We start from the raw sequence: 21,984 nt of genomic DNA, 5'->3' as shown, positions 1-21,984 counted from the left end.
CACCGTGAAAGGGGCATGCCATGGCGTATCTGACACACAGCGACCGTGCAGGCGCGCTTCGCCTGCTGGAGCAATTGGAGTCCGGGTGCTCGCCCATGCGTTACCACGGCGCCGGCAGCCATGGCCCGCGCGCAACCCGCCGCATCGCAACGAAAGCGCCGGGCCGGCGCGAGCTCCGCCGCGCCGCGCTGCAGGCCGACTACTACCGGCGCATGGGGCTGGAGCATGCGGTGGCGGTGGCCTTCCTGTACCGGCTGGCCTGCGGCGCCGCGCCGCCGCTGCCCGAGCCGCCGCTGGCCGGCCTCACGCCCCGCGAGGGCGATGTCATGCACTGGCTCTCGCGCGGCAAGACCGACGCCGAGATCGCCGCCCTGCTGGAGATCAGCCCGCGCACCGTCCACAAGCACCTGGAGCATGTCTACGTGAAGCTGGGCGTCGAGACGCGCACCGCGGCCGTGGTGCGCGCGCTCGCCATGGGCAGAAGCTCCTGAGGAATCAAGACAAGCTCAGCGCGAGGCCACCGCCACCGGTGCATCGGCCGGCGACGCGGACCGCCCGATCATCCAGGCGCACGCGGCGGACACCACACCCGCGAACAGCACATACATGCAGATCTGCCACGGCTGGCCGCCGCCCGACTTGAGCAGCGCGGTCGCGATGATCGGCGTGATGCCCGAGGCGAAGATGCCCGAGAACTGGTAGACGAAGGAGATACCGGTGTAGCGCACCTTGGCGTCGAACAGGTCGCAGAAGAGCGCCGCCTCCGGCCCGTACACCGAGGCATACAGGATGCCGAACGGGATGATGATCGCGAGCCACACCAGCAGCACGCTGCCGCCGCTGTGCGTCATGAGCCAGAAGCCCGGGAACGCCGACACCGCGGTGATCAGCGAACCCCACATGTAGACCTTGCCGCGCCCCATCCGGTCGGACAGGCGGCCGAAGAAGGGAATGAAGAAGATCATCACCACGGCCGCGGCCATCACGCCCAGCAGCGCATCGGTGCGGCTGATCTTGAGGGTGCCGGTCAGGTAGTTGATGGAGAACACGCCGAAGATGTTGAAGAACACCCCGTCGATGTAGCGCGCGCCCATGCCCTTGAGCACGTTGCCGGGGTAGCGCCGCAGCATGTCCATGAACGGAATGCGCAGCTCGGCGTTGCGCGCCTTCACGGCCGCGAACTCCGGCGTTTCCTGCACGTGGAGCCGGATGTACATGCCCACGCCCACCATCACGCCGGAAATCAGGAATGCGATGCGCCAGCCCCAGGAGAGAAACTGCTCGTCGGTCAGCAGCCACGACAGGAGCGCCACCACGCCCGAGGCCATGCACAGGCCGATCGCCAGCCCGATCTGCGGCAGCGATGCATAGAAGCCGCGCTTGCCCTTCGGCGCGTATTCGTAGGCCATCAGCACCGCGCCGCCCCATTCGCCACCCAGGCCAATGCCCTGCGCCACGCGAAGCAGAAGCAGCAGCAAGGGCGCCGCGATGCCGATCTGCGCATAGGTGGGCACCAGGCCGATCAGGAAGGTGGCCACGCCCATGATCATCAGCGTGATGATCAGCATGCTCTTGCGGCCGATCTTGTCGCCGAAGTGGCCGAAGATCACGCCGCCCAGCGGCCGCGTGACAAAGCCCACCGCGAAGGTGGTGTAGGCCAGCAAGGTCGACACCACCGGGTCGCTGCCCGGGAAGTAGAGCTTGTTGAACACGATGCCGGCCACCACGCCGTACAGGAAGAAGTCGTACCACTCGATGGTGGCGCCCACCAGGGCCGAAGCCACCACCCTGCGAATCGCTTTCTCGTCGCTTGTGCTGCTCATGTCGTTGTCTCCGATGTGGTTGTCGCGGCGGCTGCCGCCCTCACGTCCTCCCTGATCATGTCGACGGCCTTCTCGGCCATCATCACGGCCGGTGCGTTGGTGTTGCCCGACACCAGCGTGGGCATGGCCGAGCAGTCGATCACGCGCAGCCCGGCCACGCCGTGCACGCGCAGGCGCGCATCGACCACCGCGAGCGGGTCGCTGCCCATGCGGCAGGTGCCCGTGGGGTGGAAGATGGTGGCGCCGTTGTTGCGGCAGAACTCCAGCAGGTCGGCGTCGCTCGCGGCCTCGGGGCCGGGCTTGACCTCGCGCTTCACATAGGGCCGCATCGCGGGCGCCTCGGCAATGGCGCGCGCCGCCTTCACGCCGGCCACGGTGGTGGCGCGGTCGAGCTCGGTGGCCAGGTAGTTGGGCTGCATCTCGGGCGGCTCGGCCGCGTCGAGCGAACGGATGCGCACATGTCCGCGCGACTCGGGCCGCAGCTGGCACACCGACATCGTGAAGCCCGAATACGGATGCACCTTGCCGCCCGCCATGTCGGCCGAGAGCGTGGCCACGTGGAACTGGATGTCGGGCGTGGCGGCCACCGGCCGGCCGCTGTCGTCCTTCAGCGCGCGCATGAAGCAGCCGCCCTGGTTGATGCCCACCGCGAGCGGGCCGGTGCGGCGCATCAGCCATTCCAGGCCCATGCTCGCCTGGCCGAACCAGGAGTTGAGCTGGTCGTTGGTGGTGATGGGCTTGCTGCACTCGTAGCCGAGCCGGATCTGCAGGTGGTCCTGCAGGTTCTCGCCCACGCCGGGCAGTTCGTGAACCGCCGGGATGCCCATGCGTTCGAGCAGCGCGCGCGGGCCGATGCCCGAGAGCTGCAGCAGCTGCGGCGACTGGATCGAGCCGGCCGAAAGCAGCACCTCGGCGCGGCAGCGCGCGGTCTTCATCTCGCCGCCCTGGCGGTAGCTCACGCCCACGGCGCGCCGGCCGTCGAACACCAGCCGACTGGCCAGCGCGTCCGTCTCGATGCGCAGGTTGGGTCGGTGGCGCGCCGGCACCAGGTAGGCCTTGGCCGTGCTGCAGCGCCAGCCCTTGTGCGTGGTGAGCTGGTAGTAGCCCGCGCCTTCCTGCGCGGCGCCATTGAAGTCGTCGGTGCGCGGCACGCCGATCTGCTGCGCGCCGTCGATGAAGGCCTCGATGAGTTCGTGCTTCGCCGCGATGTCCGACACCTTCAGCGGCCCGTTGCCGCCATGGAAGGCGTTCGCACCGCGCTGGTTGCCCTCGGAGCGGATGAAGTAGGGCAGCACCTCGTCGTAGCTCCAGCCCGCATTGCCGAGCGCGGCCCAGTGGTCGTAGTCCTCGCGCTGGCCGCGGATGTAGATCAGCCCGTTGATCGAGCTCGAGCCGCCCAGCGTCTTGCCCCGGGGCCAGTAGATGCGCCGGCCGTTCATGTTCGGGTCGGGGTCGGTCTCGAAGCGCCAGTTGTAGGTGGAGCTCCACATCGTCTTGCCGTAGCCGATGGGCAGGTGGATCCAGAGCGACCTGTCCACCGGCCCCGCCTCGAGCAGCAGCACGCGCGTGGCCGGGTCTTCGCTCAGCCGGCCGGCCAGCACGCAGCCGGCCGAACCGGCGCCGACGACGATGTAGTCGAACTCTTCATCACGCATGCATGGCACCCGGGGAGTGGAACAATCGCTTCGCTTGCTTGCATCCTAGGTCATTGATTTTCGGAACGCAATGTTCCATTTTTAAGGTTTACCCGCATGCCACGTCCCGCGCGCCCCGCAGCCGCCGTGTCTTCGCCCTCGCTTTCCGTGCCCGCCGCGGAGGAGTCCGCCTCCGGCTCGTCGGCCGAGCGCAGCCTTCGCCTGCTGGCCTTGCTGGCCAGCGAAGGCCGCGCGCTCACGCTGGCCGAGCTGGCCGCGCAGCTGGGGCTGCCCAAGGGCACGGCGCACCGCATCTGTACCCAGCTGCTGGCCACCGGCTTCCTGGCGCGCGACGTGGACGAGCGTTCGTTCAGCGTCGGCCCCGCGCTGCGCAAGCTGGCCTTCGACACCCTGAACCACGGCACGGTGCGTGGCCTGCGTCATGAGGTGCTGTCCGAACTCGTGCGGCAGGTCGGCGAGACCTGCAACCTCACCACGCTCGACGGCGCCCAGGTGCTGTACCTCGACCGCGTGGAGGCGCAGTGGCCGCTGCGGCTCACGCTCGACGTGGGCTCGCACGTGCCGCTGCACTGCACCGCGAGCGGCAAGCTGTTCCTGGCGCAGATGCCGAAGAAGGAGCGCGATGCGCTCATCGACCGGCTGCCGCTCGCGCGCATGACGGCCAACACGCTCGTCAAGGCCGATGCGCTGCGCGCCGAGTGCGATGCGATCGCCAGGCGCGGCTATTCGCGCGACTGCGAGGAATTCATCGCGGGGTTGGTGGCCGTGGCGGTGCCGGTGCGCGACGCGGCCGGGCAGGTGCGCGCGGCGCTCGCGGTGCATGCGCCGACGGCGCGCATGTCGATGGAAGAGGCGGTGAAGCGCATCGATGCGCTCAAGGCCGCCGCGCAGCGCATGGGCACGCTGCTCTGAGCCCGGGCCGTTGGCCGCCAGCGCGCCGCGTCAGCGCCACTGCAGCAGCGGCGGCCACGGCTGCCCGCGAAGAAGAAGTGGGCATGTCGCGCGCAGCATAGCCAGGGCGGGGCGCCCTTGCCGGTCAGGCCATTGCCAGCGAGACCACCGAGCGCGCCACGCTCACCGCCGCCAGTGCCACCAGCAGGTTCAGCACATGCCGGCGGAACTGCGCGGGCGACACGCCCTTGAACGAGCGCTGGCCCCACCAGATGCCGGCCAGCATCGCGGGCGCGAGCCACAGCGCCCACTTCAGCGTGCCGGCCCCGAGCAGATGGCCCGAGGCCTGCGCGGCCGCGGGCATGAGCGCGGCGCTGGCGAGCGACACCACGTCGCTGAAGAGCAGCAGCGCAATCATGGTCGCGCGCAGGGCGGCCGGCGCCATGGCGGTGGTGCTCAGCAGCACCGCAATGGCAATGCCGCCGATGGCCGCCACGCCGTTGATGAAGCCCGAGACCAGCCCGGCCGCGAAGCGCACCGCGCGCGTGGGCACGAGCGTGGCCCGCGTGCCCGCACGCAGCAGCAGCGCGGCGGCCATCAGCAGCGCGCCGATCAGCAGGCGCAGCGGCGTTTCGGGCAGCCAGGCCAGCAACGCGACGCCGAGCGGAATGAACAGCAGGTTGCCCAGCATCAGCCAGCCCAGCCAGGGCAGGTCGACGTCGCGCGCAATGCCGCGCAGCTGGCTCAGGCTTGCAAGGATCTCGAGCATGAAGATGGCCGGCACCACGAGCGCGGGCGACACCACCAGCGAGAGCCCCGCCACCGTGACAGCCGAGAAGCCGAAGCCCGCGAAGCCGCGCACCACACCGGCCGCGAACACCACGCACAGGCTGTAGGCGAGCAGCGCCGGCGCCAGCGGCGGCACCAGCAGTTCCGCCGGCGTCACCGAATGACCTCCGCGCTGCGCGCTGCGGTGCGAGCCGTCTTCGGAACGGCCGGGCGGCGGCTCATGCTTCGAACAGCGGCAGCAGCTTCAGGCGCTGCACCTTTCCGGAAGGCCCGCGCGGCAGGTCCGCCACGAAGCGGTAGTGGCCCGGCGCCTTGTAGCGGCCGAGCACCTCGGCGCAGAAGGCGCGCAGCTCGTCTTCGGTGCAGGCGCAGCCGTCGCGCAGCACGATGCACACGCCGATCTCCTGGCCGTAGTGGCGGTCGGGCACGCCCACCGCCGCGGCCTCGAGCACCGCGGGATGCCGCAGCAGCGCCTCGTCGATCTCGCGCGGCGCGATGTTCTCGCCGCCCTTGATGATCAGCTCCTTGATGCGGCCGGTCACGAAGAAGAAGCCGTCGACATCGCGGTGGCCGAGGTCGCCGGTGCGCAGCCAGCCGTCGGGCGTGAAGGCCGCGCGCGTGGCTTCCTCGTTCTTGTAGTAGCCGCGCATCACGTTGGGGCCGCGGATGGCCAACTCGCCGGTGCTGCCGTCGGGCACCTCGGCCAGCGCGGCATCGATGACGCGCGCCTCGCAGCCCGAGGCGCGGCCCACCGAGCCCAGCTTGCGCAGCGCGGGGTCGAGCGGGTTGGAAAAAGCGGGCGCCGCGGTCTCGGTGAGCCCCATGGTCTCGATGATGCCGATCCCGAACTTCTGTTCGAAGGCACGGTGGTGCTCCGGCGGCAGCGCGGCCGACGCCGAGCGGCAGAAGCGGATCGATGTCGTCTGCGCGCGCGGCGGCTCATCGCCTTCGAGCAGGTACGAGATCATGGTGGGCACCACGTTGATCCAGCTGCACCCCGTGCCCGAGGCCTGCGCCCAGAAGCGCCCGGCCGAGAACTTCGGCGGCATCGCGAGGCTGCCGCCATGGGCGAGCGGCGCGAGCATGGTCACGGCGAAGGCGTTGATGTGATAGAGCGGCAGCACGGCCAGCACGCGGTCGGTGGGCTGCAGCGCGTGCTCGGCGCTGATCGCATGCGCGTTGGCCGCGAGGTTGGCTTGCGTGAGCATCACGCCCTTGGGCATGCCGGTGGTACCGGAGGTGTACATCAGGAGGGCCACGTCGCCGGCGGCGGGGGGCGCAACCTCATGCAAGGGCGCCGCCTGCGCCTCGCCCGGCAGGGCATCGGCATCGGGGCCGGCCACCAGCACCTCGACCGGCCGGCCGATGCCTTCGAGCATCGCGCGCACGGGTGCTTCCCATTCGGGCGCGACGCACACCACGCGGCAATCCGAATGCGCGAGCACGTAGCGCATCTGCTCGGGCTGCGACAGCAGGTTGACCGGATTCACGCACAGGCCGCCGTGCATCGCGCCGAGCAGCACGCGCAGCGTCTGCAGCCCATTGGGCATGACCACCGACACCGTGTCGCCCGGCCGCGCGCCATGCGCGTGCAGCACCGCCGCCACCGTGCGGCAGCCGCGCGCGAGCTCGCCGAAGCCGATGCTGCACGCACCCTCGGTGGCAAGCGCATACACCGCCTGCGGCTGCGCCGCCGCCTGCAGCTCGATCAGCTCATGAACGGTGGAGGCTGTCACGGTCATAAGGCAACCTCCGTGCTACGCACTGCGGTATTCGCCTTGGGAGCGGCCCAGCGGCTCATGCCGCACCGTATTCGGCGAAGAACGCGCCGAAGATCTCGTCCTCGCTGGGCACCCGCTCCGGAATCGGCCGCGAAACGCGCGTGATGTTCAGGTAGTGCCGGTAATTCATGTTGTCCGAGAAGTTGTTCTTGCCCCAGGTGCCGCAGCCCATCGACAGCGAGAACGGCAGGCCGTTGTCGAAGCTGCCGCCGGTGGCGATGCAGTGCGCCTGGTCCACGATCACGCGCGACACCGGCAGCGTGAGGCCCAGCGTCAACGCGCGCTCGGGCACCGTGCTGTGCAGGCCGACCGAATGGCCCGCGCCCTCGTAGGCGTAGATGCGTGCGACCGTGGCGGCAGCTTCGTCGAAATCGCGCGCGGAATAGATCGCCAGCACCGGGCTCAGCTTCTCGCCCGAGAACGGATGCGCGTGGCCCACGCCGTCCTCGGCCACCATGAGGATGCGCGGGTCTCTTTCCGCAATGGCCAGCCAGCCTTCGCGGTTGGCGCCGTCGAGGGCGGCCGCGCGCTCGGCGATCACGCGCGCCGACTGGCCGATGACCGCGGGCGAGAGCTTGCCTTCGGGCCACATCAGCGCCTGCAGCGTGGCCTTCTGCGCGGCCGCGAGCATGAACGCGCCGCGGTCCTTCAGCGCCGAGAGCATCTGCGCGCGCACCGCGTCCACGATCACCAGACTGTTCTCAGACGAGCAGCTGGTCGCGTTGTCGAAGGTCTTGGAAAGCAGGATGCGATCGGCTGCCGCGTTCACGTCGGCCGTTTCGTCGACGATGCCCGCCACGTTGCCCGCGCCCACGCCGAAGGCCGGCGTGCCGCTGGCGTAGGCCGCACGCACGTTGGCCTGCGAGCCGGTGGCCACCACCAGGTCGCACAGGCGCATCAGCTCGGCGGTCGACTGCTTGTTGACCGGCGAGGGCAGCAGCTGCACCAGGTCGCGCGGCGCGCCGATGCGGTCGAACTGCGCATGGATGAACTCGATCAGCCGCGCCGCCGTCGACCAGCCCTTGGGCGATGGCGCGACGATCACCGCGTTGCGCCCCTTGAGCGCATTGATGATCTTGTTGGCCGGCGTTGCCCCGGGATTGGTGGACGGTGTGACCGCGCACACCACGCCCACGGGCCGCGCGATCTCGACGATGCCGCGCGCCGGATCTTCGGAGATCACGCCCACCGAGCGCGCGCCGCGCAGGTCGCGCAGCAGGCCGAAGGTCTTGCGGTGGTTCTTGCGCACCTTGTCCTCGACATTGCCCACGCCGGTATCGGCCACGGCCAGCTCGGCCAGCTCGCGGTTGCGCGCGGGCTCGATGATGGCCCAGCCCGCGGCCACCACCGCGGTGTCGACCTGTTCTTGCGACCAGGTTTCGTAGATGCGTTGCGCAGCGCGGGCGCGCGCCACGAGCTCGGCGATGGGGGAAGAGGGTGCGGATGAGTTTTCCATGGGTCTGCCTGTTGCGGGTCAATCCACCTTGATGCTGGCTTCCTTGGCGAGCTTCTGCCAGCGCACGAGCTCCGTCGCCACCACCTTGCCCAATTGCTCCGGCGTGCCGCCGACGCCTTCGCTGCCTTGCGCCAGCAGCTTGTCGCGGATCTCCGGTTCCTTGACCACCGTGTTGATGACGCGGTTGAGCTTGTCGATGGTGGGCTGCGGCGTCTTCGCAGGCACGAACACCGCGTACCAGGAATCGACGTCGAAATCGGCAATGCCCGCTTCCTGCATCGTGGGCACGTCGGGAAAGGCCGCGCTGCGCCTGGTGGTCGACACCGCCAGCGCCTTGAGCTTGCCGGCCTTCACGAACTGCGCGGCCGCGGGAATCGACACCCACAGCAGCGGCACCTGCCCGCCCATCACGTCGGTCACGGCCGGGCCGCCGCCGCGGTAGGGGATGTGCGTCATCTGGGTGCCGGTGCGCAGCTTCAGCAGCTCGCCCGCCAGGTGTCCGGGCGAGCCGTTGCCCACCGAGGCGAAGGACAGCGATCCCGGCTTGGCCTTGGCGAGCGCCACCAGTTCGGCCACCGTGTTGGGTGCGAACTGCGTGTTGGCCACCAGGATCTGCGGCAGCGAGGCGACCAGGCCCACGGGCGCGAAGTCTTTCGCGGTGTCGAACGAGAGCTTGGTGTAGATCGCCGGGTTGATGGTGTGCGAAGACAGCGTGAACAGCACCGTGTAGCCGTCGGGCGCGGCCTTGGCCACGATCTCGGTGCCGATGGAGCCGGCCGCGCCGCCGCGGTTGTCGATCAGCACCTGCTGGCCGAGCAGCGACGAGAAGCGCTCCTGCACGATGCGCGCGATCACGTCGGTGCCGCCGCCGGGCGGGTAGGGCACGACGAGCCGGATCGGCTTGTTCGGATAGTCGGTGCCGTTTTGCGCCTGCGCGGCAAAAGGCACAGCCAGCGTGGCGGCCGCCAGCAGCGCGGCGCGCAGCCAGGGGGCGGGGAACAACAGCTTCATTCGAGTCTCCTTCTCCTTGTGGTGGATGCCGGCAGCGGCGCCGAGGCCGGCACCGGGCTTGCCCGGTAGCCGAGCGTGACGCTCGCGTCGCGCGCGCAGGCCATGAGGCGGTCGGCCAGTCCGCGCGCCTGCGTCCGCGCGAAGCGGATCGAGGGCACGCTCATGCCGACGGCCGCGACCGCCTCGCCGCGCGCGTTGAACACCGGCACGCCGAGACCGCAGACGCCCAGGCGCCATTCCTCGCGGTTTTCCGCATAGCCGCGAACGCGCGTGCGTTCGAGTTCCGAAAGAAGTGCATCGAAGCTGGTGATGCTGTGCTTCGTGTGCGCCGCGAGCGTGCCGAGGCGCTCGTGCAGCGCGGAAAGGTCCGGCGCGGCCGCGGCAAGCAGGGCCTTGCCCGAGGCCACGCAATACGCCGCCGCCCGGCCGCCGATGCGCGAGTAGGCGGCCACGGGCAGGGGGCTGTCGAACTTGTCGAGGTAGACGATCTCGGCGCCGTCGAGCACTGCAAGGTGGATGGTCTCGCCGGTCTGCTGTGCCAGCGCCGCGAGGTGCGGCCGCAGCAGCGAACCCATGTCGGTGGCCTCGGACACCAGCGCGCCCAGCTCGAACAGGCGCAGGCTCGGGCGGTAGGCGCTGGTGCCCGGGTCCTGCACGGCCCAGCCGCAATCGACGAGCGTTTGCAGCGTGCGGTGCGCATTGCTGCGCGCCATGCCGAAGGCCTGGGCCAGGTCGGTGACGCGGCAGTCGCGCTGTTGCCGCGTCATCCATTCGATGGCGGCAAGGCCTTTGGCGAGGGTGGAATCCATGGGGCTCCGGATGTTCCAAATATTGGAACGTTGTTCCTGGATATGAGACGCAATGTTTGAACTGATCGTCCGCTTTGTCAATCGGGGACTTGGATGTAGTTCAAAACGTTTCAGGTTTTGCTTCTTTCAGGGCGCGTGCACAGGCCACCGGGTACTCCCCTCCGCGAATGTCCCCCGGCCTTCGGCCTCCTCCTTGATTTCGCTGCGGGGAGCACCCGATGTCCTGTGCACGGGGCACGCTGCTGGTGAACCGCTGATCAACGACCGCTGCGCATAACGCTCACGTCGATGGGGTGCCTTGCGCAGCGAAATAAAGGAGGAGCCCGAAGGGCGGTGGACATTCGCTTCGCCGTGTACCCCGTCGGCGGGGGCGCGCCCTGAACAGCAGCGCCCCCGATAGACCCCAGGCAGGCTTCAGCGCCGATACCGCCCCGCCATGAGACCGGTCACCTCGCGAAAGATCGTGTTGCCGGTAGACGTCGCAAGGTCGAGCACATGGCTGTGGCTGTAGTACGGGCTCAAGTCGAGCCCGACACCGATCCCCGCGATCTCGACGTCGCCGCGCTGTTCCTGCCGCGCCACCACGTCGCGCAGGTGGTGGTCGAGGTAGTGCGCGTCGTTGGCCAGGTGCGTGGCGCTGTCCATCGGCGAGCCGTCGGAAATCACCAGCAGCAGCTTGCGCGCCTCGGGTCGCTGGCGCAGGCGCGCGCAGCCCCAGTCGACCGCCTCGCCGTCGATGCCTTCGCGGAACAGGTCGGCCTTCAGCAGTGCGGCCATCGCGGGGCGCGCGCGGCGCCAGGGCGTGGCGGCCGCCTTGAAGACGATGTGGCAGCGCTCGTTGAGGCGGCCGGGGTGAGGCGGCCTGCCGGCGCGCACCCACTCGCGCTGCGCACGGCCGCCGTTCCAGGCGCCGGTGGTAAAGCCCAGCACCTCGCTGGCCGCGCCGGCCTGCTCGAGCGCGCGCGCGAACACGTCGACCATCATCGCGACCGATTCGGCATGCTCCTTCATCGAACCCGAGCAGTCGATCAAAAAGGTCACGATGCAGTCGGCGACCGGCTCCATGCGCTCGGTGCGGAACAGGCGGCGCTCGGTCGGCGAAGCGACCAGCTGCGCGAGCCGGCGGCCGTCGACCAGGCCTTCCTCCTGGCCGCCGTCCCAGCCGTCGCGTGTCGGGTCGGCCAGCAGCGCGCGCAGCTCGCGCGCAAGGCGGGCGATGTTCACGCCCTGCGCGGCGATCCGGCGGTCGAGCTTCTCGCGGTGGCCGGCGAGCACTTCCTTGCGCGCGAGCGCGGCGGCGTCGTGCTCGCGGTCGTAGGCGGCGGTGAAGACCCGGTAGGCGCCGCCCGCGTTGTCGAGTACCGCGCTGCGGCCCGATTCGGCGGTGGTGAAGCGCTCGATGATCTCGCGGTCCATGTCGGCGACGAGCATGAACACGCTGCGCTTGTCGTCCACATGCGGGTCGCGTGCGTCGCTGCTGTCCTCGCCGGCTTCGTGCAGCATCGCGGCGACGGTGCGCGCGATGGCGAGTGCGTGCACGGCATAGGCAGCCTGGTCGGCACGGTCGCGGCGCAAACCTGCCAGCTGGTGGCCGATCAGCGGCGCGAGCGCGAAGCGCGTGGCCTCGAGCATGTCCTCGGTTTCTTCCACCACCTGCTGGCCGCTCACGCGGGCGCGGCAGATCTGCGCCACGGCATAGAGCAGCAGGCCGCGCGCGGTGTCGGTCAGCCCCGAATGGTGGAAGGCCAGCGACCACTGTTCATGGCGGTGCCGCAGGTTGCGCCGCATGCCCGCCATGATCTCGGGCGCCATGGCCTCGGCGCGGAACTGCTCGAGCATCTCGAACAGCATGCGCTCGACCGGCTCTTCGGGCCGCAGGCTTTCGTGCAGCGCGGCATCGGACAGCGTGAGCCGCAGCGCCAATCCGTCGGCCACGCCGCGGAAGGAGGCGAAGTCGTCGGTCTCGGGCGAGGGATGCAGGTGCGGCGCGAACCACGGCAGCGCCACGCGGCCGCGATGCAGTCGCCGTCCGCGAAAGTGCAGCTCGCGCTCGCCGCTGAAGGCGCGCACCACGCCCGCGCAGAGTTCGGCGACCTGCTCCTCCTGCCGCACGCGGCGCTGCATGGCGCTGGCCGATGCGGTGGCGGGGGCAGGCGCCTCGGTCATTCGCGCGGTCCCGGCGACAGCTGGTGCGACTCCTCCAGCTCCTGGTCGAAGCAGCGCTGAAAATACTCGGCCACGAGCGGCCGCTCGGCGTCGTCGCATTTGTTGACGAAGGACAGGCGGAACGCGAGCGCCGGGTCCCTGAAGATCTCGACGTTCTCGGCCCAGGTGATCACGGTGCGCGGCGACATCAGCGTCGAGAGGTCGCCGGCCGCGAAGCCCTTGCGCGTGAGATCGGCCACGGCCACCATCGATGCGACCAGCGTGAGGCCCGCATCGCCCGCCAGCGACGGCACGCGCGCCTGCACGATCGCGATCTCTTCATCGGCCGGCAGGTAGTTGAGCGAGGCGACGATGTTCCAGCGGTCGATCTGCGCATGGTTGAGCCGCTGCGCGCCGTGGTACAGGCCGTTGAGGTTGCCCAGGCCCACCGTGTTGGCGGTGGCGAAGAGGCGAAAGAAGGGGTGCGGGCGCAGCACCTTGTTCTGGTCCATCAGCGTGAACTTGCCGTCGCGCTCCAGGATGCGCTGGATGACGAACATCACGTCGGGCCGGCCTGCGTCGTACTCGTCGAACACCAGCGCCACCGGCCGCTGCAGCGACCACGGCACGATGCCTTCCTGGAACTCGGTGACCTGTTTTCCTTCGCGCAGCACCACCGCGTCCTTGCCGACAAGGTCGAGCCGGCTGATGTGGCCGTCGAGGTTCAGGCGCACGCAGGGCCAGTTCAGCCGCGCCGCCACCTGCTCGATGTGGCTCGACTTGCCGGTGCCGTGCAGCCCCTGCACCATCACACGCCGGTCGCGCATGAAGCCCGCGAGGATGGCGAGCGTCACGTCGGGGTTGAAGCGGTAGACCGCATCCACCTCGGGCACGTGGTCGTCGCGCTCGCTGAAGGCGGGCACCTGCAGCTCGGTGTCGATGCCGAACACCTCGCGCACGCTCAGCATGCGGTCGGGCCGAAGGTCTGCGATGTCGGTCACGGTGGGCTTTCGAAGGAGATGGAGTGGTCAGGCCTGCGCGCGGCTGGTGGTGCCCGCGTCGGCATCGATGCGGCTCAGCGCCTGGGCGGCGCGCTGCAACGCCGGCAGCAGTGCCTTCGCCTTCGCGGCATCGAGCCGCATGACCGGCGCCTGCACCGCGATGCACAGGTTCGAGGGGCCGTCGTCGCCCGAAGGCACCAGCGCGGCAATGCACAGCAGGCCGGGCAGGAACTCCTCGTTGTCGATGGCAAAGCCGTCCTTGCGCACGCGCTGCACTTCCTTTTCGAGCGCGTCGGGGTTGGTCAGCGTGCGGGGCGTGTAGGGCTCCAGCGGCGCGTTGGAGAGCAGGCGGCGGCGCTGCGCCGCGCTCATCTGCGCGAGAAAGATCTTGCCGCTGGCCGAACAGTGCACCGGCACGCGCGAGCCCGAGTGCAGGTAGAAGCGCAGCGGCGCGGCGGTTTCCACGCGGTCGAGGTACACCACCTCGCTGCCCGAGAGCGCGGTGAGGTTGCAGCTCTCGCCGATTTCCTCCACCAGTTGACGCAGCACCGTATGGCGCGCACCGTGGAGGCTGTCGTTGAGCAGCAGGTTCTCGGCCAGCCGCCGCAGCCGCGTGCCGATGCCGTAGTGGCGGCCGTCGCCCTCGCGCTGCAGCAGGCCCGCGGCTTCGAGCTGCTGGAGCATGCGGTGCAGGGTGGGCTTGGGCATGCCGGTCTCTTCCACCAGGCCCTGCAGCGAGTAGCGCTGGTCCTTGGCGGCCATGACTTCGAGCAGCCCGAACAGGCGCATGGTGGGCGTGTCACCCGGCGCCGGCTCAGGGATTTCGGGCGCAAGCCCTTTGACGATCTTCATGGGCTGGATCATAGTCTTTTTACAAAAAACAAGACAAGACGTACCGATTTTTGTAAATTGTTTGACGCCAAGGCCTTGCCGACCTATATTCCGCCGGAAAGAAATTCGGAACAACCCGTTCCGGCTTTTGAAACCCGCAGACCGCCCCATCCCCTTCAGGAGACGCCTTCCATGAGCCAGAAGCAACCCGCCGCACCCACCCGCGAAGCCGTCGCCGGCGTGCAGAAGATGACGCCCTCCGAGGCCTTCGTCGAGACCATGGTCGCCAACGGCGTGACCGACATCTTCGGCATCATGGGCTCGGCCTTCATGGACGCGATGGACATCTTCGCGCCCGCCGGCATCCGCCTGGTCCCGGTGGTGCACGAGCAGGGCGGCGCCCACATGGCCGACGGCTATGCGCGCGTGTCGGGCCGCCACGGCGTGGTGATCGGCCAGAACGGCCCCGGCATCAGCAACTGCGTGACGGCCATCGCGGCCGCCTACTGGGCGCACAGCCCGGTGGTGATGATCACGCCCGAGACCGGCACCATGGGCATGGGCCTGGGCGGCTTCCAGGAAGCCAACCAGCTGCCGATGTTCCAGGAGTTCACCAGGTACCAGGGCCATGTGAACAACCCCAAGCGCATGGCCGAGTACACGGCGCGCTGCTTCGACCGCGCCATCTCCGAGATGGGCCCGACGCAGCTCAACATTCCGCGCGACTATTTCTATGGCGAGATCACCACCGAGATCCCGAAGCCCATGCGCGTGGAGCGCGGCGCAGGCGGCGAGATGAGCCTGAACGCGGCCGTCGAGCTGCTGGCCTCGGCCAAGTTTCCGGTCATTCTCTCGGGCGGCGGCGTGGTGATGGGCGATGCGGTCGAAGAGTGCAAGGCCCTGGCCGAGCGCCTGGGCGCACCCGTGGCCAACGGCTATCTGCGCAACGACTCGTTCCCCGCGAGCCATCCGCTGTGGGCCGGCCCGCTGGGCTACCAGGGGTCCAAGGCCGCGATGAAGCTGATCGCGCAGGCCGACGTGGTGCTTGCGCTCGGCTCGCGCATGGGCCCCTTCGGCACCTTGCCGCAGCACGGCATGGACTACTGGCCGAAGGACGCGAAGATCATCCAGGTGGAGGCCGACCACACCAACCTCGGCCTCGTGAAGAAGATCACCGTCGGCATTCACGGCGACGCCAAGGCCACGGCCAAGGAACTGCTCAGGCGCCTGCAGGACAAGACGCTCGCCTGCGATGCCACCAAGGCCCAGCGCGCTGAAAAGATCAAGGCCGAAAAGGCCGCGTGGGAAAAAGAGCTCGACGAGTGGACCCACGAGCGCGACCCCTTCAGCCTCGACGCCATCGAGGAAGCCAAGGGCGAGAAGACGCCCACCGGCGGCACTTACCTGCACCCGCGCCAGGTGCTGCGCGAACTCGAGAAGGCCATGCCGCCGCGCGTGATGGTCTCCACCGACATCGGCAACATCAACGCCATTGCCAACAGCTACCTGCGCTTCGAGGAGCCGAGGAGCTTCTTCGCGCCGATGAGCTTCGGCAACTGCGGCTACTCGCTGCCGACCATGATCGGCGCCAAGTGCGCGGCGCCCGACCGCCCGGCCGTGGCCTACGCCGGCGACGGCGCCTGGGGCATGAGCATGGTCGAGATCATGACCGCCGTGCGGCACGACATTCCGGTGACGGCCGTGGTCTTTCACAACCGCCAGTGGGGCGCCGAGAAGAAGAACCAGGTCGACTTCTACAACCGCCGCTTCGTCGCGGGCGAGCTCGAGAGCGAGAGCTTCGCGGGCATCGCCAAGGCCATGGGCGCCGAGGGCATTGTGGTCGACAGGCTCGAAGACGTGGGCCCGGCCCTCAAGAAGGCCATCGACATGCAGATGAACCAGGGCAAGACCTGCGTGATCGAGATCATGTGCACCCGCGAGCTCGGCGATCCGTTCCGCCGCGATGCGCTGTCCAAGCCGGTGCGCTTCCTCGACAAGTACAAGGACTACGTTTGAGCGAATCGCTGTTCACGCTGAACGCCGGGTCGTCGTCGATCAAGGTGGCGCTGTTCGAGGCGCCGGGCGAGGGCGGTGCGCTGCCGGCCGCCCGCTGGTCGGGCCAGGCAGACGGCCTGGGCGCGGGGCTGAAGGCTCGGCTGCGCGTGCGCGATGCAGAGGGCCGCACGCTGCACGATGCGGCGCTGGAAGGCGGCAGCCGCTCGCACCAGGGCGCCTTGGCCGCGCTGCTCGCATGGCATGCGCAGCAGGGCGAGGGCGGCCGCATCGCAGCGGTCGGCCATCGCATCGTGCATGGCGGCGCCAACTTCATAGAGCCGGTGCGCATCGACGAGGCGGTGCTTGCCGAACTGGCCGCACTCGAACCGCTCGCGCCGCTGCACCAGCCGCACAATCTTGCCGGCGTGCGTGCCGCCATGAAGGCTTTCGATGGCGTGCCGCAGGTGGCGTGCTTCGACACCGCCTTCCATGCGAACCAGCCCGATGTGAACCGCCGCTTCGCGCTGCCGCGCGCGCTGCACGAGGCGGGCGTGCGGCGCTACGGCTTCCACGGCCTGTCCTACGAGTCGATCGTGACGCAGTTCGCGCAGCTGGCGCCGCAGCTCGCACGCCAGCGCGTGATCGTCGCGCACCTGGGCAATGGCGCGTCGATGTGCGCCATGGCCGAGGGCCGGTCGGTGGCAACGACGATGAGCTTCTCGCCGCTCGACGGCCTCACCATGGGCACGCGCTGCGGGCACCTCGATGCGGCCGTGGTGCTGTACCTGATGCGCTCGCAGGGCATGTCGGCGGACGATGTCGAGAAGCTGCTGTTCCGCGAGTCGGGCCTGCTGGGGCTGTCGGGAATTTCCAGCGACATGCGCGAGCTGGAGGCTTCGGCCGCGCCCGCCGCGGCCGAAGCCATCGCGCATTTCACCGAGCAGGTGGTGCAGCACATGGGCAGCCTGGCCGCGGCGCTGCGCGGCGTGGACGCCATCGTGTTCACCGGCGGCATCGGCGAGAACGCCGCCGCGCTGCGCGAGCGCATCCTCGAGGAATGCGGCTGGCTCGGCCTGCGTGTCGACGCGGAGGCGAACCGCGCAGGGCATGCGCGGCTCACCACGCCCGAAAGCCCCGTCAGCGCCTGGGTGCTGCGCACCGACGAAGAGGCCGTGATCGCGCGCCACACGGCGCGGCTGCTGCAGCTCAGCCAGGCTGGATAGACGCCGCCTTGATGACGTGCGCCCAGCGCGCGATCTCGTCGGCCAGGAACGCAGCGAAGCGGTCCGGCCCGCGCGCATCGATCACGAAGCCCTGCTGGCGCATGCGCTCGTCGAGGCCGGGCTGCGCGAGGATCTTCACCACCTCCGCGCCCAGCTTCTGCACCGCGGCATCGGGCATGCCGGCCGGCACCATCATGCCGGTCCAGTTCTCGACCTGCAGCGCGGGCATGCCGGCTTCGGCGGTGGTCGGCACCTCGGGCAGCAGCGGATAGCGGGTCTTGCTCGCGATGGCGAGCGCGCGCAGCTTGCCGCCCTTCACGTGCGCGATCGACTCCGGGAGGTTCGAGAACACCACGTCGAGCTGGCTGCCGATGAGATCGGTGATGCAGGGCGCACCGCCCTTGTAGGGCACGTGCTGGATGCTCGACTTGTTGAGGTCGTTGAAGAGCGCGAGCGTCAGGTGGGGCGGCGTGCCGTTGCCGCTGGAGCCGGCGTTGAGCTTGCGCTCCTTCGCGGCCGCGACCAGGCCCTGCAGGTCCTGGATGGGGCTGGCCACGGGCACCACGACCAGCATCGGGCTGCCGGCCAGCAGCGCCACCGGCCGCAGGTCCTTCTGGAAGCTGAACGGCGACTTCGGGAACAGCGTGACGTTGGCCGCGTGCGTCAGCGTGACCGCGAGCAGCGTGTTGCCGTCGGGCGGCGCCTTGGCTACGAGGTCGGCGCCGATCTGACCGTTGCCGCCGGGCCGGTTGTCCACCAGCACGTTGACCTTCCAGCGCTCGCCCAGCTGCTGGCCGATCTGCCGCGCCATCACGTCCGTCAGGCCGCCCGGCGGAAAGGGCACCACGTAGCGCAGCGTGGCGTCCGGTCGGGGGTAGTCGCCGCCTTGCGCCCTGGCAAGCATCGGCATGAGCGAGCCCAGCGATCCCGTCGCCGCCAGGGCGGCGGTCCCCTGCATCCATTCGCGTCGTTTCATCGTGTTGTCTCCTGTTGTTGTGTGGGGTCTTGACGCTGGCCGGCGTCTACCTTCGCCACTGCGCGAGCAACGCCTCGGGTACCTCGATGCCCCCTGCCTCGGCGCGCAGCCGCAGTTCCTCGCGCCGCGCGCCGGGCAGGCGCACGCCGTCGTCGCGCAGCATCTCGGCCACCAGTACCTCGACGCGGTCGAGGTAGCCCGCAGAGCCCGCGAGCGCGCCGGGGTCGATGACGATGAAGGCCTGGCCGATGCGCGGACGGTTGCCGGCGTCCTCGAAGAAGCTCGATGCCTCGAAACCGAACTGCGCACCGATCAGCGCCGTGACGAGCAGCTCGACCACCAGCGTCAGCATCGCGCCCTTGGGGCTGGTGGCCGCACCGATGGGCAGCATCGAGCCTTCGAGCGCCGCCTGCGCGTCGGTGGTCGGCAGGCCGTTGCGGTCGACGGCCCAGCCGGCCGGTATGGCCTTGCCCTGCTTCGCGGCCACCATGACCTTGCCGCGCGCCGCTTCCGACAGGCTCAGGTCGATGGCGAGGGGGAGCGCACCGCGGCGCGGAAAGATCGCCGCCACCGGGTTGGTCCCGAAGATGGGATGGCGCCCGCCGGCCGCCGGCATCGCGGCCGGCGAGTTGGCAAAGCCGAGCCCGACCATGCCGGCCTCCGCCACCGGCCGCAGGTGGTCGACCACCACGCCGCAGTGGTGGCTGCCCGTGACGCCCGCAATGGCAATGCCGAAGTCGCGCGCACGACCGATGGCCTCGGCTACGGCCATCTCGCAGGCCGCGAAGGCCAGGCCCTCGTGCGCATCGATCAGCGCCGCCGCGCCTTTCTGGCGGCGCAGCGCCGGCACCGCGCTGCCATTCACCCGGCCGTTGCGCAGGTGCGTGGCGTACTGGGCCACGCGGGAGAGCCCGTGCGAGCCCAGGCCCTGCGCCTCGGCCAGCACCAGTGCACGCGCGGCGGCCGCCGCCATCGCCTCGTTCGCGCCGGCCGCGCGCAGTGCCGCGGCCACGGCGTCGCGCGCCTGCTGAAGACTCAGCATCGTCATGGTTCCAGTGCCTCCAGCACCTTCTGTGCAATCAGGCTGCTCACGCGCTCGTTCGACTCGGCGGTCACGCCCGCGATGTGCGGTGTCAGCAGCAGGTTGGGGCAGTCCTCGAAATGCGGGCTGGCCGCGAGCGGCTCGGCGTCGAACACATCGAGCGCCGCACCGCCGAGCCGGCCTTCGCGCAGCGCAAGCGCCACGGCGGCTTCGTCGACGATGCCGCCGCGCGAGGTGTTGACGAGCACCGCGCCGCCCTTCATGGCCGCGATGCGCGGCGCGTGGAAGAGGTTGCGCGTGCCGTCCACCAGTGGCAGGTGCAGGCTCACCACGTCGGCTTGCGCCACCAATGCGTCGAGGCCCAGCGGCTGCGTGCCCGTTGCGGCGAAGGCCGGGTGGCTGCCGTCCATCATGGCGTCGAAGGCCACCGTGCGCATGCCGAGCGCCCGCGCGAGCCGCGCCGTCAGCTGGCCGATGGCGCCGAAGCCGACCAGCCCGAGCGTCTTGCCCGCCAGCTCGCGCCCGTTCGACAGCGCGTTGCGTGGCCAGCGCCCCGCGGCCACCGCGGCGGTGGAGCCGTAGGCGCCGCGCAGCAGCATCATCGCGCTCGCAATCACATACTCGGCCACGCTCAGCGCGTTGGCGCCCGTGGCCGGAATCACCCGGATGCCGCGCGCTTCGCAGCCCGCCACGTCGATGTTGTCGAGGCCCACGCCCAGGCGGCCCACCACCGTGCACTGCGTGAGCGCATCCAGCAGTTCGCCGCGCACCTGCGTGCGGTTGCGCACGATGAGCGCATGGGCCCACTTCGCTTCCTGGTAGAGCCGGGCGCCGTCGTCCACCAGCGCCACGTCGTGGAGCACGTCGTGCCGCTCGCGCAGTTGCGCAACCGCGGCGGCGTCCATGAACTCCGCAATCACTATTCGCTTCATGATGCTTTCCGTTGCGCGGGCGCCGTCAGGCCGACTCGTACAGCCGCGTCAGCACGAACTCGCGGTGGCCCAGCGCTTCGGCCGCGGTGAGCCGGCCGTTGGCGGTGCGCAGCATGCATTCGAGCAGCTGGTCGCCGGCCTGGTCGAGCGTCATCTCGCGCTGTAGCAGGCCCGAGGTGTCGACGTCGACGTGTTCACTCATGAGCCGCACGGTGCGCGGATTGGCGCAGATCTTGATGACCGGCAGGATCGGGTTGCCGATCACGTTGCCCTGGCCCGTGGGGAAGAAGTGCACCGCGTAGCCCGAGGCGGCGCACAGCGTCACCATCTCGGCCGCCGCGCTGGACGAGTCCATGAACCACAGGCCCGGGCCGGTGGGCATCTCGGCCTTGTCGAGCACGCCGTCCACCATGCACTTCTTGCCGATCTTCTGGATGTTGCCGAGCGCTTTTTCCTCGATGGTCGTCAGGCCGCCCGCGATGTTGCCCTTGGTGGGCTGCGAGTCCGACAGGTCGCTGGTCTTGTGGCGGTTGATCATGTCCTGGTAGCGGTTGAACATGAACATGAAGCGCTCCTTCACGTCGGGCGTGCGGCAGCGCTCCGCGACGATGCGCTCGCCGCCGGTGATCTCGGAGGTTTCGCCGAACACCAGCGTGTTGCCGGTCTCGTAGAGCTTGTCGAAGGCGTTGCCCACGGTGGGGTTGGAGCCGCAGCCCGAGGTGGTGTCGCTCTCGCCGCACTTGGTCGAGACCCAGAGTTCGTGGATGCCGCAGGGCTCGCGCCGCTTCTCGCTCGCGTTCTGCACGAACTCGCGCGCCACCTTGCTCGCGCGCAGGATGGTGTCGTGGTCGCCATGGCCCTCGATGCCGAAGCCGGCCACCGGCTTGCCCGTGGCGGCGATGCCGTCGACCACCTTCTGCGTCCAGCTGTCCTCGATGCCGATGACGACGACCGCCGCCACGTTCGGGTTGCAGCCCGCGCCGATCAGCGTGCGGAAGTGCAGTTCCAGGTCGGCGCCGAACTGCAGGCGGCCGTAGGGATGCGGAATGGCGAGCGCGCCCTTGATGTTGTGGGCCACCGCTTCGGCGGCCGCGTTGGAGAGATCGTCCAGCGGCAGGATGATGACGTGGTTGCGCACGCCGACGCGGCCGTTTTCGCGGCGGTAGCCGAGGAAGGTGGTGTCTTTGGAAATGATGGACATGCTGTGCTTTCTGATTCGTGGGGAATGGAAGTGGGCGAAGCGGAGGCGATGTCTTACCAGCGCTTGGTCTTGATGTTCTGGACGTGCGCGTGCTCGCCGGCCTTGATCGGCGCCACCACCTTGCCCATGTCGATGCCGTACTTCCACACCGTGTCGCCGGGCGCCATGTCCTTGAGGGCGACCTTGTGGCCGATCGGGATGTCCTGGCGCGCATCGACGCTGGTCATGCGGTCCTCGTCCATGATCCAGCCGCTGAGCGACATGCCGGCCTTGACGCCTTCCACCACCACGACCGCGACCGTGTCCTTCGCGTCGTGCAGAACGAAATGAATCATCGTTGTCTCCTGTTTGACTCGCTGAGAATTTGCAGCCGGGCCAGTGTCCGAGTGCGCGTCTCCGCGTGTCAAACAGGTCATATGGATG

The 21,984-nt window shown here is 69.4% G+C and carries 19 protein-coding genes; 4 read left to right on the top strand and 15 right to left on the bottom strand.

Going from position 1 to position 21,984, the window contains the following annotated elements; translation table 11 throughout:
* The first annotated feature begins 20 nt into the window (after positions 1–20).
* Positions 21–491, top strand: coding sequence for a helix-turn-helix transcriptional regulator (locus IB278_RS34215; protein ID WP_145747508.1), 471 nt, complete (start codon positions 21–23; stop codon positions 489–491).
* A gap of 15 nt (positions 492–506) precedes the next feature.
* Here IB278_RS34215 and IB278_RS13655 read toward each other — a convergent pair whose 3' ends face one another.
* Both IB278_RS13655 and IB278_RS13650 read right to left on the bottom strand, forming a co-directional pair.
* A complete protein-coding gene (locus IB278_RS13655) occupies positions 507–1,823 on the bottom strand; it encodes an MFS transporter (protein WP_145747507.1) in 1,317 nt (438 codons plus the stop codon).
* Positions 1,820–3,478, bottom strand: coding sequence for a GMC family oxidoreductase (locus IB278_RS13650; RefSeq protein ID WP_145747506.1), 1,659 nt, complete (start codon positions 3,476–3,478; stop codon positions 1,820–1,822). The genes IB278_RS13655 and IB278_RS13650 overlap by 4 nt, the downstream gene beginning before the upstream one ends.
* A gap of 96 nt (positions 3,479–3,574) precedes the next feature.
* Between IB278_RS13650 and IB278_RS13645 the strand changes: the two genes are divergently transcribed.
* On the top strand, positions 3,575–4,390 hold the full coding sequence (locus IB278_RS13645; protein ID WP_145747505.1) for an IclR family transcriptional regulator: 816 nt from the start codon (positions 3,575–3,577) through the stop codon (positions 4,388–4,390).
* A 124-nt stretch (positions 4,391–4,514) separates the two neighbouring features.
* Here the strand turns inward: IB278_RS13645 and IB278_RS13640 are convergent, their stop codons facing one another.
* The 8 genes from IB278_RS13640 to IB278_RS13605 all read right to left on the bottom strand — a co-directional run bounded on the left by IB278_RS13640 (position 4,515) and on the right by IB278_RS13605 (position 14,225).
* Positions 4,515–5,315, bottom strand: coding sequence for a sulfite exporter TauE/SafE family protein (locus IB278_RS13640; RefSeq protein WP_145747504.1), 801 nt, complete (start codon positions 5,313–5,315; stop codon positions 4,515–4,517).
* A 61-nt stretch (positions 5,316–5,376) separates the two neighbouring features.
* On the bottom strand, positions 5,377–6,900 hold the full coding sequence (locus IB278_RS13635) for an AMP-binding protein (protein ID WP_192323661.1): 1,524 nt from the start codon (positions 6,898–6,900) through the stop codon (positions 5,377–5,379).
* Positions 6,901–6,955: 55 nt separating this feature from the next.
* Positions 6,956–8,395: an acylating sulfoacetaldehyde dehydrogenase gene (gene sauS, locus IB278_RS13630; RefSeq protein ID WP_192323660.1), complete on the bottom strand. Its 1,440-nt coding sequence runs from the start codon at positions 8,393–8,395 to the stop codon at positions 6,956–6,958.
* Positions 8,396–8,413: 18 nt separating this feature from the next.
* Positions 8,414–9,406 (bottom strand): tripartite tricarboxylate transporter substrate binding protein, encoded by a 993-nt coding sequence (locus IB278_RS13625; protein ID WP_145747502.1) that lies wholly within the window; start codon positions 9,404–9,406, stop codon positions 8,414–8,416.
* Complete coding sequence (locus IB278_RS13620; RefSeq protein WP_145747501.1) at positions 9,403–10,215, bottom strand: IclR family transcriptional regulator; 813 nt, start codon at positions 10,213–10,215, stop codon at positions 9,403–9,405. The genes IB278_RS13625 and IB278_RS13620 overlap by 4 nt, the downstream gene beginning before the upstream one ends.
* A 414-nt stretch (positions 10,216–10,629) precedes the next feature.
* A complete protein-coding gene (locus IB278_RS13615; protein ID WP_192323659.1) occupies positions 10,630–12,381 on the bottom strand; it encodes a cobaltochelatase CobT-related protein in 1,752 nt (583 codons plus the stop codon).
* On the bottom strand, positions 12,378–13,361 hold the full coding sequence (locus IB278_RS13610) for an AAA family ATPase (RefSeq protein ID WP_145747499.1): 984 nt from the start codon (positions 13,359–13,361) through the stop codon (positions 12,378–12,380). Before IB278_RS13610 ends, IB278_RS13615 begins: the two co-directional genes overlap by 4 nt.
* Positions 13,362–13,388: 27 nt before the next feature.
* The gene (locus IB278_RS13605) at positions 13,389–14,225 is read right to left on the bottom strand and encodes an IclR family transcriptional regulator (RefSeq protein ID WP_145747498.1); all 837 of its coding nucleotides are present in this window, start codon (positions 14,223–14,225) and stop codon (positions 13,389–13,391) included.
* A 159-nt stretch (positions 14,226–14,384) separates the two neighbouring features.
* Between IB278_RS13605 and xsc the strand changes: the two genes are divergently transcribed.
* Both xsc and IB278_RS13595 read left to right on the top strand, forming a co-directional pair.
* Complete coding sequence (xsc, locus tag IB278_RS13600) at positions 14,385–16,208, top strand: sulfoacetaldehyde acetyltransferase (RefSeq protein WP_145747497.1); 1,824 nt, start codon at positions 14,385–14,387, stop codon at positions 16,206–16,208.
* On the top strand, positions 16,205–17,410 hold the full coding sequence (locus IB278_RS13595) for an acetate/propionate family kinase (RefSeq protein WP_186454311.1): 1,206 nt from the start codon (positions 16,205–16,207) through the stop codon (positions 17,408–17,410). Before xsc ends, IB278_RS13595 begins: the two co-directional genes overlap by 4 nt.
* Here the strand turns inward: IB278_RS13595 and IB278_RS13590 are convergent.
* From IB278_RS13590 to IB278_RS13570, 5 genes are read right to left on the bottom strand one after another with little or no spacing between them, the layout of a single operon-like run.
* Entirely contained in the window at positions 17,394–18,386 is a 993-nt protein-coding gene (locus IB278_RS13590; RefSeq protein WP_145747496.1) for a Bug family tripartite tricarboxylate transporter substrate binding protein, read from the bottom strand. The two genes, IB278_RS13595 and IB278_RS13590, sit on opposite strands and share 17 nt — an antisense overlap.
* Positions 18,387–18,432: 46 nt before the next feature.
* Positions 18,433–19,434, bottom strand: coding sequence for an Ldh family oxidoreductase (locus IB278_RS13585; RefSeq protein ID WP_192323658.1), 1,002 nt, complete (start codon positions 19,432–19,434; stop codon positions 18,433–18,435).
* A complete protein-coding gene (locus IB278_RS13580) occupies positions 19,431–20,360 on the bottom strand; it encodes a hydroxyacid dehydrogenase (protein ID WP_145747494.1) in 930 nt (309 codons plus the stop codon). Before IB278_RS13580 ends, IB278_RS13585 begins: the two co-directional genes overlap by 4 nt.
* Positions 20,361–20,385: 25 nt before the next feature.
* On the bottom strand, positions 20,386–21,561 hold the full coding sequence (locus IB278_RS13575) for a UxaA family hydrolase (RefSeq protein ID WP_145747493.1): 1,176 nt from the start codon (positions 21,559–21,561) through the stop codon (positions 20,386–20,388).
* 53 nt (positions 21,562–21,614) lie between these two features.
* On the bottom strand, positions 21,615–21,896 hold the full coding sequence (locus tag IB278_RS13570; RefSeq protein WP_015866594.1) for a UxaA family hydrolase: 282 nt from the start codon (positions 21,894–21,896) through the stop codon (positions 21,615–21,617).
* Positions 21,897–21,984: the final 88 nt, after the last annotated feature.

Origin of the sequence: Variovorax sp. VRV01 (assembly GCF_014852545.1) — a bacterium.
GTDB lineage: Bacteria > Pseudomonadota > Gammaproteobacteria > Burkholderiales > Burkholderiaceae_C > Variovorax > Variovorax beijingensis_A.
This window is presented reverse-complemented; position numbering and strand designations above follow the sequence as displayed.

Excerpts from the sequence above, each read along its gene's own strand:
- IB278_RS34215 (WP_145747508.1), top strand. The coding sequence starts at position 21 with ATGGCGTATCTGACACACAGCGACCGTGCAGGCGCGCTTCGCCTGCTG.
- IB278_RS13655 (WP_145747507.1), bottom strand. The coding sequence starts at position 1,823 with ATGAGCAGCACAAGCGACGAGAAAGCGATTCGCAGGGTGGTGGCTTCG.
- IB278_RS13650 (WP_145747506.1), bottom strand. The coding sequence starts at position 3,478 with ATGCGTGATGAAGAGTTCGACTACATCGTCGTCGGCGCCGGTTCGGCC.
- IB278_RS13645 (WP_145747505.1), top strand. The coding sequence starts at position 3,575 with ATGCCACGTCCCGCGCGCCCCGCAGCCGCCGTGTCTTCGCCCTCGCTT.
- IB278_RS13635 (WP_192323661.1), bottom strand. The coding sequence starts at position 6,900 with ATGACCGTGACAGCCTCCACCGTTCATGAGCTGATCGAGCTGCAGGCG.
- sauS (WP_192323660.1), bottom strand. The coding sequence starts at position 8,395 with ATGGAAAACTCATCCGCACCCTCTTCCCCCATCGCCGAGCTCGTGGCG.
- IB278_RS13625 (WP_145747502.1), bottom strand. The coding sequence starts at position 9,406 with ATGAAGCTGTTGTTCCCCGCCCCCTGGCTGCGCGCCGCGCTGCTGGCG.
- IB278_RS13620 (WP_145747501.1), bottom strand. The coding sequence starts at position 10,215 with ATGGATTCCACCCTCGCCAAAGGCCTTGCCGCCATCGAATGGATGACG.
- IB278_RS13615 (WP_192323659.1), bottom strand. The coding sequence starts at position 12,381 with ATGACCGAGGCGCCTGCCCCCGCCACCGCATCGGCCAGCGCCATGCAG.
- IB278_RS13605 (WP_145747498.1), bottom strand. The coding sequence starts at position 14,225 with ATGATCCAGCCCATGAAGATCGTCAAAGGGCTTGCGCCCGAAATCCCT.
- xsc (WP_145747497.1), top strand. The coding sequence starts at position 14,385 with ATGAGCCAGAAGCAACCCGCCGCACCCACCCGCGAAGCCGTCGCCGGC.
- IB278_RS13590 (WP_145747496.1), bottom strand. The coding sequence starts at position 18,386 with ATGAAACGACGCGAATGGATGCAGGGGACCGCCGCCCTGGCGGCGACG.
- IB278_RS13585 (WP_192323658.1), bottom strand. The coding sequence starts at position 19,434 with ATGACGATGCTGAGTCTTCAGCAGGCGCGCGACGCCGTGGCCGCGGCA.
- IB278_RS13580 (WP_145747494.1), bottom strand. The coding sequence starts at position 20,360 with ATGAAGCGAATAGTGATTGCGGAGTTCATGGACGCCGCCGCGGTTGCG.
- IB278_RS13575 (WP_145747493.1), bottom strand. The coding sequence starts at position 21,561 with ATGTCCATCATTTCCAAAGACACCACCTTCCTCGGCTACCGCCGCGAA.
- IB278_RS13570 (WP_015866594.1), bottom strand. The coding sequence starts at position 21,896 with ATGATTCATTTCGTTCTGCACGACGCGAAGGACACGGTCGCGGTCGTG.